Annotated in this window: 12 protein-coding genes; 4 read left to right on the top strand and 8 right to left on the bottom strand. The window is 43.0% G+C overall.

Annotated elements, in window-relative coordinates; all coding sequences use genetic code 11:
- Nucleotides 1-2: 2 nt before the first annotated feature.
- The 6 genes from ispC to rimO form a co-directional block, all read right to left on the bottom strand.
- Nucleotides 3-1,199, bottom strand: a complete 1,197-nt coding sequence (gene ispC, locus CDG60_RS10220) for a 1-deoxy-D-xylulose-5-phosphate reductoisomerase (protein ID WP_087512269.1) — start codon at nucleotides 1,197-1,199, stop codon at nucleotides 3-5.
- Complete coding sequence (locus CDG60_RS10225) at nucleotides 1,200-2,024, bottom strand: phosphatidate cytidylyltransferase (RefSeq protein WP_087512270.1); 825 nt, start codon at nucleotides 2,022-2,024, stop codon at nucleotides 1,200-1,202.
- 3 nt (nucleotides 2,025-2,027) lie between these two features.
- Complete coding sequence (uppS, locus tag CDG60_RS10230) at nucleotides 2,028-2,780, bottom strand: polyprenyl diphosphate synthase (protein ID WP_087512271.1); 753 nt, start codon at nucleotides 2,778-2,780, stop codon at nucleotides 2,028-2,030.
- A gap of 6 nt (nucleotides 2,781-2,786) precedes the next feature.
- The gene (gene frr, locus CDG60_RS10235; RefSeq protein ID WP_087512272.1) at nucleotides 2,787-3,341 is read right to left on the bottom strand and encodes a ribosome recycling factor; all 555 of its coding nucleotides are present in this window, start codon (nucleotides 3,339-3,341) and stop codon (nucleotides 2,787-2,789) included.
- A 79-nt stretch (nucleotides 3,342-3,420) separates the two neighbouring features.
- Nucleotides 3,421-4,149 (bottom strand): UMP kinase, encoded by a 729-nt coding sequence (gene pyrH, locus CDG60_RS10240; protein ID WP_087512273.1) that lies wholly within the window; start codon nucleotides 4,147-4,149, stop codon nucleotides 3,421-3,423.
- A 66-nt stretch (nucleotides 4,150-4,215) separates the two neighbouring features.
- Entirely contained in the window at nucleotides 4,216-5,559 is a 1,344-nt protein-coding gene (gene rimO, locus CDG60_RS10245; RefSeq protein ID WP_087512274.1) for a 30S ribosomal protein S12 methylthiotransferase RimO, read from the bottom strand.
- 351 nt (nucleotides 5,560-5,910) lie between these two features.
- On the opposite strand from rimO, the gene glnL reads away from it, so the two are divergent.
- Both glnL and glnG read left to right on the top strand, forming a co-directional pair.
- Nucleotides 5,911-7,020, top strand: a complete 1,110-nt coding sequence (gene glnL, locus CDG60_RS10250) for a nitrogen regulation protein NR(II) (protein WP_087512275.1) — start codon at nucleotides 5,911-5,913, stop codon at nucleotides 7,018-7,020.
- Nucleotides 7,007-8,482, top strand: a complete 1,476-nt coding sequence (gene glnG, locus CDG60_RS10255; RefSeq protein WP_087512276.1) for a nitrogen regulation protein NR(I) — start codon at nucleotides 7,007-7,009, stop codon at nucleotides 8,480-8,482. Before glnL ends, glnG begins: the two co-directional genes overlap by 14 nt.
- A gap of 62 nt (nucleotides 8,483-8,544) precedes the next feature.
- On the opposite strand, the gene CDG60_RS10260 is transcribed toward glnG, so the two are convergent.
- The gene (locus CDG60_RS10260; RefSeq protein WP_087512277.1) at nucleotides 8,545-8,865 is read right to left on the bottom strand and encodes a hypothetical protein; all 321 of its coding nucleotides are present in this window, start codon (nucleotides 8,863-8,865) and stop codon (nucleotides 8,545-8,547) included.
- 280 nt (nucleotides 8,866-9,145) lie between these two features.
- Between CDG60_RS10260 and CDG60_RS10265 the strand changes: the two genes are divergently transcribed.
- A complete protein-coding gene (locus CDG60_RS10265) occupies nucleotides 9,146-10,045 on the top strand; it encodes a LysR family transcriptional regulator (RefSeq protein WP_087512278.1) in 900 nt (299 codons plus the stop codon).
- A gap of 264 nt (nucleotides 10,046-10,309) precedes the next feature.
- Here CDG60_RS10265 and map read toward each other — a convergent pair whose 3' ends face one another.
- Nucleotides 10,310-11,104 carry a type I methionyl aminopeptidase gene (gene map / locus CDG60_RS10270; protein ID WP_087512279.1) on the bottom strand — a complete coding sequence of 265 codons (795 nt, stop codon included), beginning with the start codon at nucleotides 11,102-11,104 and terminating at the stop codon, nucleotides 10,310-10,312.
- 340 nt (nucleotides 11,105-11,444) lie between these two features.
- Between map and brnQ the strand changes: the two genes are divergently transcribed.
- Nucleotides 11,445-12,737, top strand: a complete 1,293-nt coding sequence (gene brnQ / locus CDG60_RS10275; protein ID WP_087512280.1) for a branched-chain amino acid transport system II carrier protein — start codon at nucleotides 11,445-11,447, stop codon at nucleotides 12,735-12,737.
- Nucleotides 12,738-13,097 lie beyond the last annotated feature (360 nt).

The raw sequence follows: 13,097 nt of genomic DNA on the forward strand, positions 1-13,097 counted from the left end.
GTTTAACTTCCTTTACTTGAAACAAACTGCTGCGCCAGCAACCTGGCTTTCTGATCTGCCTCAAGAATAACATCAAGACTGGATGCTGCTGCATTAGATAAAAGGTTCAGCGTATGTTCAACAACCACAGGAATATCTGTAAATTTAATCTGATTGTTTAAAAACGCACCGACTGCAATTTCATTTGAAGCATTAAGCACAGCGGGTGCCAGTCCGCCACTTTTCATTGCTTCTCTTGCAAGTTTCAATGCAGGAAAGCGCAATGTGTCCGGCTCCTGGAAATCCAGCTGATGATTTACAAACAGATCAAGTGGAGGAACATGGGTCTGAATTCGTTCAGGCCATGCCAAAGCATGCGCAATTGGTGTACACATATCCGGATTCCCCATCTGAGCCAGTGTAGAACCATCTACATACTGAACCATAGAATGAATGATACTCTGCGGATGCACAACAACTGTAACAAAATGTTCTGATATTGCAAAGAGATGGCACGCTTCGATCAATTCCAGCCCTTTATTCATCAAGGTAGCCGAATCGACGGATATTTTTTGTCCCATTGACCAGTTTGGATGCTTACACGCCTGAGCTGGCGTAACCTGATGTAACTGATCAAGTGTGTGATTTCGGAATGGACCACCGGAAGCCGTCAGAAGTAATCGGGACACTCCTTTTTTAGGCTGCCCATTTCTTTCTGCCTGAAGGTAATCCGCAGGAAGGCACTGAAAAATTGCATTATGTTCTGAATCGACAGGAAGCAGTAAAGCCTGATGATCAATGGCAGCCTGCATCATGATGTCACCAGACATCACCAGTGCTTCTTTATTTGCCAGTAATACCCGCTTACCTGCCTTGACCGCAGCCAGCGTAGGCAATAGCCCTGCTGCTCCAACAATAGCAGCCATCACCACATCCACTTCAGGATGTTCCGCAATGCTGATCAGCCCTGCTTCACCTGACAGAATTTCAATCTGATGAATATCTGACTGTTTTAACAGTTGCTGTAATTCACCGACTTTTTCAGAAGGAACTACAGCGACTTTCGGTCGGAACTGTCTGCATATTTCTACAAGTTCAGCAATCCGACTGTGTGCCGTTACTGCAAAAACCGAATACTGCCCAGGATGTTGCTGCAGTATTTTCAGGGTGCTTTGTCCAATGGAGCCAGTTGCACCCAATATACAAACAGATTGAGACATCTATAAATCTACACCAATGAGTTTTAAAATATACATACCCGCAGCAAACACAGGAGCTGCTGCAAGCAGCGAGTCAATACGATCCAGCACGCCGCCATGACCAGGCAAAATCCGACCAGAGTCCTTGATACCGGCACGACGTTTGATCATAGACTCAAACAGATCACCAAGCACTGAACTGAATACAGTTACAACAGAAAGAATAAGAAATAAAACATGCTGAGCAAAAGTCAGATCGAGATACAGCAACTCAACAGCAACCACAATGATCATTGCAGTAAACAAGCCACCATAGAGACCTTCTACAGATTTATTAGGACTGACATCGGGCGCCAGTTTCTTTTTACCAAGTTTACGCCCAACAAAATACGCACCACTGTCTGCGCCCCATACCAGCAGAAAGAGATACATCAGCCACCATGGTGAGCTATGCCATACAGCAAAAATAGCGGTTACAGCAGCAGAAATCAGAATAAAACCGATGAAATTCAGACTCGGATTGTACCAGCCATCATATTCAGGATAGGCTTTTACCCAGTAAACACTCAGTATCCAGGATAAAATGGATGCTGCCCACAATAATAATGCAACATCATCCAGATATAATGCCAGTGCAGCAAGTGCCGCTGTAAAGGCGCCATAAGCCCATGCAACCGGTTTCAGGGTGTTTTTTGTTTTTTTAGGCATGAGTTTATACCACTCATAGCCCGCAACCCCAGCTGCAATAATCATCAGCACAAACATTGGGTATTGTGACTGAGTTGCAAACATGCAACTCAATACAACAGCAACCAGTACCAATGCGGTAATAATCCGCTCTAACATTTATTAATTCTCAGTTTTTTCTTGCAGAATCTGTTCTGAAGTTTTACCGAAACGACGTTCACGACCACCAAATACAGCAAGTGCATCATCAAACTCTTCAACAGTAAACTCAGGCCACAAGGTCTGGCTAAAATACAATTCAGCATAAGCTGCCTGCCAGAGCAGGAAGTTAGACAGTCTGAAATCACCACCAGTACGGATCAACAGATCAACAGCAGGCAAATCAGCCATACTGACATACTTTCCAAACAGCTGGCTGTCTATCTGCTCAATCTTTATTTTATCTGCTGATACATCCGCAGCAATCCGTTGAGCAGCCTGTGCCATATCCCACATACCACCATAACTGATCGCAATGGTTAATGTCATGCTTGTGAACTTAGCAGTCCTTTCCTCAGCATGCAACATTAATGCACGTAAATGTTCAGGTAATGGCGCACGGTCACCAATAAAGCGCAATGCGATATTGAATTTTTCCATGCGGGGTAACTGCTCATGAATGGTTTCTTCAAGCAGTCTCATTAACAGATCGACTTCAAACTGTGGACGGTTCCAGTTCTCACTGGAAAACGCAAAAACAGTCAGTGCTTTAACACCCACCTTTCGGCAATGCTCAACAATCGGATCAAGGACATTTTTTCCTTCACGGTGTCCATCACCCTTTTGCATCTGATTTTTTTTAGCAAAACGGTTGTTGCCATCCATAATGATGGCAACATGTTCTGGAAGATTTTTACAGTCTTCGGATGAGGTCATTGAGTATCAGACCTTCATCAAGTCAGCTTCTTTCGCAGCAAGACGTTTTTCAACTTCAGCAACAAATTTATCTGTAATTTTCTGAATATCATCGCCAGCACGACGCTCATCATCTTCAGAAATTTCTTTTTCTTTCAGCAATGCTTTCACATCACCCAGAACATCACGACGGATGTTACGGATCGCAACTTTAGCATTTTCAGCTTCGTTACGCGCAACTTTCAGCATATCCTTACGTGTTTCTTCTGTCAGAGCAGCCATTGGAACACGGATAGCATCTGCAGTAATCGGGTTTAAGCCCAGATCAGATTCACGGATTGCTTTATCAATTGCAGAAACCATTGAACGCTCAAAAGGCTGAACCAGCAATGTACGTGAATCTTCAACACCCACGTTCGCAACCTGATTTAAAGGTACGTCAGAACCATAGTAAGAAACCATGACACCATTCAGGATGGATGGGTGCGCCCGACCCGTACGGACCTTTGCAAAACCATGTTCCAACGAGTCCAGTGACTTGTTCATACGGTCTTCAGCATCTTTTTTAAGATCGTTAATCATATGATCTTCCTTACTTAATAATCTAAATGTGTATAACGTAAAATTGCAGCAGTATAAAGAGCTTTCAGGCTCACGTACATCAGTTTGTAACGTGAGTTCCTTCTTTTTCACCCATAACGACTGAGAGTAAAGCACCGGACTTATTCATATCAAAGACCTGTAACGGTACATTGTGGTCACGGCATAAGCAGATAGCTGTCAGATCCATAACACCCAGTTTTTCATCCAGCACCTGATCAAAAGTCAGATTGTCATACTTAACAGCATCATCATATTTGCTTGGGTCTTTGTTGTAGACACCATCAACCTTAGTGGCTTTTAAAATCAGATTGGCTTCAATTTCAATACCGCGTAAGCACGCTGCTGTATCAGTTGTAAAGAATGGGTTACCAGTACCAGCAACAAATACGCAGACTTCACCCTGAGTCAGATGACGGATTGCATCACGGCTTGAGTAGGATTCAACCACTGCACCAATTGGCAGAGCAGACATCAGACGGGTTTTGATATTACGACGGACCAGTGCATCACGCAAAGCCAGACCATTCATCACAGTTGCAAGCATACCCATCTGATCGCCAGTCACACGACCAACCAGACCTTCTTTCTGCAGCTGGCTGCCACGGTACAGATTACCGCCACCAACCACGATACCAACCTGCACACCCAGTCCAACCATGTGTGCAATGGACAATGACATCTGATCAAGTACCTGAGCATCAATACCCATATCCTTGTTTCCAGCCAGCGCTTCGCCTGAAAGTTTCAGCAGGATGCGCTCATAACGTGGCTTTTTTGAATCCATCATCACTTTACTCCAATATCAATCTCTAAAATTTTATTCGTTTCAGGTTAAGAACTACTTAAAACCAGCTTAAGCTGATTTAACCTGAATTAATCGGGCATACAGATCATATTCATCTGCATCGGTAATTTCGACTTCAAGCAGATCACCTGCTTTAATCTGAGTTTTGTCGATATCTTCAACAAAAACATTACCATCAATTTCTGGCGCATCTGCATAAGAACGTGCAACAGCAACCGGGAATTCTTCTTCCAGGTCATCCACCAGCACTGTCATTGTCTGACCAATACGTTTCTGCAGTTTTGCTGCAGAAATTTCCTGCTGCACTTCCATAAAGCGTTCATAACGCTGCTGTTTGATCTCTTCAGGCACATGATCAGGCAAATCGTTCGCTGTTGCACCTTCAACAGGTGAATATGTGAAACAACCAACACGATCAAGCTGAGCTTCTTTAAGCCAGTCAAGCAGCATCACGAAATCTTCTTCAGTTTCACCAGGAAAACCGACGACAAATGTTGAGCGGATGACCAGATCAGGACATTTTTCGCGCCATAATTTCAGTCGTTCCAGTGTATTTTCACTGTGGGCTGGTCGCTTCATCAGTTTTAAGATGCGCGGACTGGCATGCTGAAAAGGAATATCCAGATACGGTAGGATTTTCCCCTGTGCCATTAAGTCAATCACAGCATCCACATGTGGATATGGGTAGACATAATGCAGACGCACCCAGATGCCTAACTGTCCCAGTGCTTCACACATGTCATAAAATTTGGTTTTGACCGGCTGACCATTCCAGAAATCGAGCTTATATTTAGTGTCCAGACCATAGGCAGAAGTATCCTGGGAAATCACAAGGACTTCTTTTACACCTGCATTTTTAAGTGCCTGAGCTTCACTCAATACTGAACCAACAGGGCGGGAAACCAGATCACCACGCATGCTTGGAATAATGCAGAACGTGCAACGGTGGTTACAGCCTTCTGATATTTTTAAGTAAGCATAATGTTTCGGGGTCAAACGGATACCCTGTTCAGGAACAAGGTCAATAAACGGATTGTGCTTCGGTGGTTCAGGAACATACTCGTGTACGGCTTCCATCACTTCCTGATAGGCAGCTGCACCTGTTACTTTTAAAACATTAGGGTGCATTGCACGGATTTTATCTTCATCTTTACCTAAACAGCCTGTCACAATAACACGGCCATTTGCACTCATTGCTTCGCCAATAGCGTCGAGTGACTCCTGTACTGCTGATTCAATAAAACCGCAGGTATTTACAACTACAAGATCTGCACCATCGTAATCTGATGCAACATCATAACCCTCAGTCTTTAACTGAGTTAAAATTCGTTCAGAATCTACCAATGCCTTAGGACAACCTAAAGATACAAAACCGACTTTGGGGGACTTCATGAATCTGCGCTCCACTAGAATGCGCGTATTGTATGACTTTTCTGTTTATAAAAACAGGTGAAAAGCGGACTCTTTGTATAATGCACCAAAATACAACCATCAAAATTATGCCATAACACTTGTTGCACCATTTTGGTTCGTTTTTAATATACACTGATTCATGAACAGGTTATACATTTAATAACAAGTCCACTTTGAGCGCATTTATTTCATTTATGACCTTATCTGGCACCATTTTTATAAAGTTGGCTTATATTTTGCTTTATTTGCCTCAATTCAGTCCTTTTATATGGACATTGCTTATTTTATGAAGTTGCCATTGCGCTATTTTAATACAGGATGCTTACGCTAATGGAACAACCGAATGCGATCGACTACCGATTACTGGTGGACAATTTAACCACCGCAATTCTGCTCGCCGACAGCAATCTGAATATCTTCTATCTAAACTCCTCCTGCGAATCACTGTTTGACATCAGCCTGCTCAGAGCATCAGGACAGCCCGTTCTGAACTTACTGCATATGCCGGATGATGAGTTCAATACCCGAGAAGCCTTACTGAACACTCTTTCCAAGGGACAGCACTACACAAGACGTGAAGCAACCATCAATGTCAATTTCAAAGACATTCATGTCGATTATTCTGTATCACAGCTCAACACAGGCAAACCTTACCACCCTCTGCTGCTGATAGAACTCAATCCAATTGATCGCATGCTGAAGATCTCAAAAGAAGAAAACCTGATCCAGCAGCACCAGGTTGCGCGTCAGCTGATTCGGGGTGTCGCTCATGAAATCAAAAATCCTTTAGGCGGAATACGGGGTGCAACACAGTTACTTGCCCGCAGTCTGAACGATCCTCAGTATGCAGAATTTACCGATATTATTATCAGTGAGGTTGAGCGTTTAAGAAATCTTGCAGATACCATGCTCGGTTCAAGACAGCTGCCAAGTTATGAACCGGTTAATGTCCATGAGCCACTGGAACGTGTACGCTCACTGATTGCAAACCAGACCAAAAAGAAAATTAAAATTACCCGTGACTATGATCTGTCTTTACCTGATGTCAAAGCAGATCGTGATCAGCTGATTCAGGTCATGCTCAACATCAGTGTCAATGCCGTGCAGGCAATGATGGAAAATAAAGACTTCTTTATAGATCATCAGCCCGAACTGATTTTAAGAACACGGATTCAGCGACTAGTGACTATTAATGGCACGTTGAACAAATCAGCTATAAGAATAGATATTGAAGATAACGGACCTGGTGTCCCTGAAGAAATTCTTGAGTCTGTTTTCTATCCACTCGTGACAGGTCGCGCCAAAGGTACCGGTCTGGGACTCAGTATTGCTCAGAACATCATGCATCAACATAACGGAATGATTGAATGCCAGTCAGTTCCAGGAAAAACAACATTCAGCTTATATTTACCTTGGGAGTCAAATCATGTCGCGAAATAAAATATGGGTCATTGATGATGATCGCGCCATGCGGTGGGTGCTGGAAAAAACATTCAAAGAAGAAGGTTTTGATGTAACCAGTTTTGAGGAAGCTCAGTCAGCTCTGGATCAGCTTAGTCTGGATGCGCCCGATGTCATTCTCACCGATATCCGCATGCCTGGAATAGACGGTCTGACTTTCCTCGGTAAAGTAAAAGCGAATTATCCAGATCTGCCAGTTATCATTATGACTGCACATTCAGATCTTGAATCTGCGGTTTCAAGCTACCAGACAGGTGCATTTGAATATCTGCCTAAACCGTTTGATATTGATGAAGCACTGGCATTGGTTAACCGCGCTATTCTTCACATCACCAAATTACAGCAACAGGAATCTGCTAAAACTGTTCAGCCCATTCAGTCCACTGAAATTATCGGTGAATCTCCTGCCATGCAGGAAGTATTCCGTGCAATTGGTCGCCTGTCTCAGTCTCACATTACAGTTCTGATCAATGGTGAGTCTGGCACAGGTAAAGAACTGGTCGCTCATGCACTGCATCGCCATTCTCCGCGCAGCAGCAAACCGTTTATTGCACTGAATATGGCAGCTATTCCCAAAGACCTGATTGAAACCGAACTTTTTGGTCATGAAAAAGGAGCATTCACAGGAGCCAATTCACAGCGGCAAGGGCGTTTTGAACAGGCAAATGGCGGTACACTGTTCCTGGATGAAATTGGCGATATGCCTTTTGAAACTCAGACCCGTTTACTGCGAGTCCTTGCAGATGGGGAGTTTTATCGTGTAGGCGGACACATTCCTGTCAAAGTGGATGTCCGTATTGTTGCGGCAACCCATCAGGACCTCGAGAAACTTGTGCATGAAGGTCGCTTCCGTGAAGACCTTTATCACCGTCTGAATGTCATCCGCATTCACATTCCAAAACTTGCGCACCGCAGTGAAGATATTCCTATGCTGGCTCAGCATTTCCTTGCACGGGCAGGCAAAGAACTGGGGGTGAGTCCAAAAATACTCAGACCGGAAACTCAGGAATACATGCAGCAACTGCCCTGGCAAGGTAACGTCCGCCAGCTGGAAAACACCTGTCGATGGCTGACAGTCATGATTACCGGACGTGAAGTCTACCCTGAAGATCTGCCTTCGGAACTGAAACAGATCCCAATTGAAAAATCAGGTGAACAACAGCCAAATACGCAGTTCGACCGCATTTCACTTCACCACTGGGATGAACTGCTGGGACAATGGGCGATTCAGAAACTGAAAAATGGTGAAATGAAAATCCTGGATATTGCGACACCCATGTTTGAACGCACCCTGATTAATGCTGCACTGCAACAGACCCGCGGACGTAAACGGCATGCAGCTGAACTTTTGGGGTGGGGGCGCAACACCCTGACCCGCAAGCTGAAAGAACTGGGCATGGACAGTACAGATGATGATGTTGAAGAAGAAGTGGAAAACTGAGTACTGAATCAGACGAACCTGTCTTTAAATAAAAACTCCCTCAAATGAGGGAGTTTTTATTTTCACTTTGAAAAGCCTGTATATCTGAACATATCCATCACCCCAAGATCTGACTTCACAATCGTCATATCATTGATATTCACAGCACTCACAATTTTAAAAATATCCTGCTCAAGATCTTCATGCAGCTCATCTACAGATTTAGGTAACAGTTTTTCAAATCTGTCTGCCACATATTCAAAACCGATATTCAGCGCAATAAACAAAGTATGTTTACATGGCTGGATGTAGTCTTCATTTGCAAGATTCACAACTGCCTGCTGACAGTGTGGGCAATGAATATTTGCAGATGCATCTGTTACTTCTATTAAATGATATGACATAAAAACACTGAAAAATGAAGATTTCACCAAGTATAAAAGATTCGTATCCGCAGGTTAATCAAAAAATGCATCTCGACATGATAAACCTTACACTCAACCTGCATTCTTCTGTACAAAACCTCTTTTGGACTTAAATCATCTGTCATTTTTATTCTGAATCAGGTAGTGAAACTGAACCCAATCAAGCAAATACGTTAATTAAAAAACACAAATCTATATTTGACATTGTGCAACGATAATTTTCTAATTTGTAACATTGTTGCAAAAATGGTGTAAACAAATGCTTTCCGATCTGGATGATTTTTATTGCTTTGCCCTCGTGGTTGAGCATGGTGGTTTCAGTGCTGCCGAGCGCGCTACAGATATCCCAAAATCCAAACTCAGCCGCAGGGTTTACAACCTTGAAGAACGCCTGGGAGTCAGACTGATCCAGCGCAGCTCAAGACATTTTGCAGTGACTGACATGGGCATGAATATTTACAGACATGCACAGGTCATGATGAATGCTGCCCAGGCTGCACATGATATGGTTGACCATTTAAGTATTCAGCCTCGTGGTGTGATCAAAGTCAGCCTGCCCGTTTCCATTGCCCAGAATGAAATAGCAAAAGTTTTACCTGAATTTTTAAAAATTTATCCCGAAATCAAAGTTCAGCTCATGGTCAGCAACCGACGTATCGACATTATTAATGAAGGCATTGATATCGCTTTACGTGTCCGCTCCAGCCTGGACGATGACCCAAGCCTGGTTATCCGAAAATTCAGCACCATAGAACAGCATCTGTTTGCCAGCCAGGCATATTTAAATGAATTTGGCGATATGAAACAGCCGGAAGATTTAAGCCAGCACAAAATATTAAGCATGGCAGATGAACATCTTGATCAGCATATCGTGGTACATGATCACAATAATCATCAAAAGAAAATTAAAGTGAATCCTGTCGTAATGGGCTCTGATCTGATGATGCTTGCACAACTGACCCGTCAGAACTGTGGTATCGCACTTCTTCCAGATACCATTGCCCAGGATTTTATTAAAACAGGTGAACTCGTGCGCGTCCTGCCCGAATGGAAAGCTCCCCACGGTATATTCCACGCCGTTTATGCATCCCGCAGAGGAATGCTGCCTGCCGTACGCGTATTCATAGATTATCTGGTTGAAAAGTTCAGCATCCGATAACAGCCTGCTGTTTGCTGAATTATAGGCAAAAAAAAGCTTATCCTTGGAGGATAAGCTTATAAACTGAAAATAAAGAAACTACAGCTAGTATCTTCAGGTTTTATTTTAATCACATTACAAAACTACAACTAATACTTAAAAACGATAATTTAAGACAGTTTACATCTAAATAAAACAATAAGTTACGTAATTTTCAAATTAAATAATAAATAACTCTCAATTAATCAAACAATTTCCAAATCAAACATAGACTAAAGTAGTGAGTTAGATTACAGGATATTTCCCTGTTCCCTCAGGCCATGGTGAAAGTAACTCAAATCCTGTTTCAGTCACAGCAACCATGTGTTCCCATTGGGCTGAAAGTGATTTATCTGCAGTAACAACAGTCCAGCCATCTTTCAGCTCTTTAACATGAAGCTTTCCAGCATTGACCATCGGCTCAATAGTAAAGACCATTCCTTTTTTAAGAACCATGCCTGTACCTGGCTGTCCATAGTGCAGAATATTCGGCTGCTCATGATACACCTTACCAATTCCGTGCCCACAATATTCACGCACGATACTGTAACCTTCACGCTGAGCAACTTTCTGGATCGCATGTCCAATATCACCCAGTGTCGCGCCTGGTTTTACTGTATGAATGCCCGCAACCATTGCTTCATAAGTGGTCTCACATAGTTTGCGCGCTTCAGGGCTGACATTTCCCACATAATACATCCGGCTGGTATCACCAAAATACCCATCTTTAATAATCGCGACATCAATATTAATAATGTCGCCATCTTTTAAAACCGTTGAACCCGATGGAATACCGTGACAGACCACTTCATTGGGTGAAATACATGTTGTTTTGGTATAACCGTAATATCCCACATTTGCAGGAATCACTTTCAGAGTATTTACAATATAGTCATTACAGATATCATCAAGATATTCCGTGGTGACACCGGGCTTGACATGCTTCCCTATCATTTCTAAAACACTTGCGGCAAGACGCCCCGAAATCCGAAGTTTCTCCAGATCCTGTTCGGTTTTGATTGTGACAGTGGAAGCTCGCATAACATCGCCCTCTTAGTAAGGCTTGTAATTATATGCCTTTTCTGAGTATTTTGCTCAAGTATCAACTTCAGTCATCGAAAACTGGTCGGATTATATACTCCCCCATTAATACAACCAATCAAAAGCCCAACACCCTCAAAATCTCATCATGACTTATGCAGTTTTTAACTATTTATTTTTCTGTTTATATTTTAATTATATAAATGAACCATAAAACTTCTTCTACGAGAACAACCCTCTAAATCATAAAAAAAATTAATAGCATGCATAAAATAAATTACAAAATTTAAGCAACATGGACTAAAATCCTTTTCTTTTGTGAACAATACCTCTCCCCACTATGACGAATCTACGCACAAGGGATATTATTGCATTAGGTTTTATGACCTTTGCACTGTTTATCGGTGCAGGTAATATTATCTTCCCTCCTATCGTTGCACAGCAGGCTGGCGCTCATGTCTGGCTTGCCGCAGCAGGATTTCTGATCACAGCTGTAGGATTACCCGTAATTACAATTATGGCATTATCCCGCGTTGAAGGCTCTATTCAGCAGCTCAGCTCTCCATTGGGTAAAATCGCCAGTCTGATCCTGACAGTGGTCTGTTATCTGTCGGTTGGTCCACTGTTTGCCACACCAAGAACAGCAACTGTTTCCTACGAAATAGGCTTCTCTTCTTACTTTGGTACATCCGCTGGCAGTTTACTGATCTACAGCATTATCTATTTTGCTGTTGTCACCGTAGTCTCACTTTACCCCAATAAGCTACTCGATACAGTCGGACACTTTCTTGCTCCGCTGAAAATCATTTCCTTAGCGATCCTGGGTATTGCTGCCGTAATGATCCCTTCTGGTTATATTCCACCTGCCGTAGGTAACTACATCAGCAGCCCGGTATCTGAAGGTTTTGTAAGCGGTTATCTGACCATGGACACATTAGGTGCACTGGTTTTTGGTATTGTGATTATTCACGCCATTCACTCCCGCGGTGTTACAGACAAAAAGCTTGTCACACGCTATGCCATTATTGCCAGCCTGATTTCGGGTGTAGGACTGACACTGGTTTATCTCAGCCTGTTTAAACTGGGCTTAGGAAGTCACGAAGTTGCTCCAAATGCAGCGAATGGCGCAATTATTCTGCATGCCTACGTACAGCATGCCTTTGGCGATTTAGGTTCACTGTTTCTGACAGGAATGATCTTCCTTGCATGTATGGTGACAGCAATTGGTCTGACCTGTGCCTGCGCCGAGTATTTTTCACAACTGACCAAGATCCCTTATAAAATCTTGGTATTTGTTCTTGTGGGTTTTTCCCTGCTCATTTCAAACCTGGGTTTAACCAAGCTGATTGCTGTCTCCGTACCTGTTTTAAGTGCAATCTACCCACCAGCGATTGTGGTAATCATGCTGAGCTTTTTCTCAAAGTTCTGGAATAACCCATCACGTGTGGTAGCTCCAGTTACAGCAGTTGCATTTATCTTCGGTATTATTGAAGGTATAAAAGTTGCAGGTTTTGAAGCAGTTCTGCCTGAAACCATTCAGCACCTGCCTTTAAATGAACAAAACCTTGCATGGCTTATTCCTGCTCTGATCGTTTTAGTACTGTCAGTTGCAATTGATAAAATCAAAAAATAAGCAGCACTGAAAATAAAAATGGATTTTACCAAGATCTGTTTTTATATGAGGTCAATATCTGTCTAATCTTACCCAGATCGACAAATATTGCTTACCTCACAAGCCTTGCTTATGTTACTGATTCCCCCGATAAAAGACCTATAAAAAGCTCCCTGCTTAATCTTTTAAAGCACACCTACCTAACCAAACCCGCTCAGACGCTCAGACGCTCAGACGCTCAGACGCTCAGACGCTCAGACGCTCAGACGCTCAGACGCTCAGACGCTCAGACGCTCAGATAGAATTCAGTATCTTCAGAATCGGGTAAATACCCTGATTAACCGCAGCTGAAAACATCCCAACGCACAGACAGCCTGAAAC

The organism is Acinetobacter chinensis (genome assembly GCF_002165375.2).
Lineage (GTDB): Bacteria > Pseudomonadota > Gammaproteobacteria > Pseudomonadales > Moraxellaceae > Acinetobacter > Acinetobacter chinensis.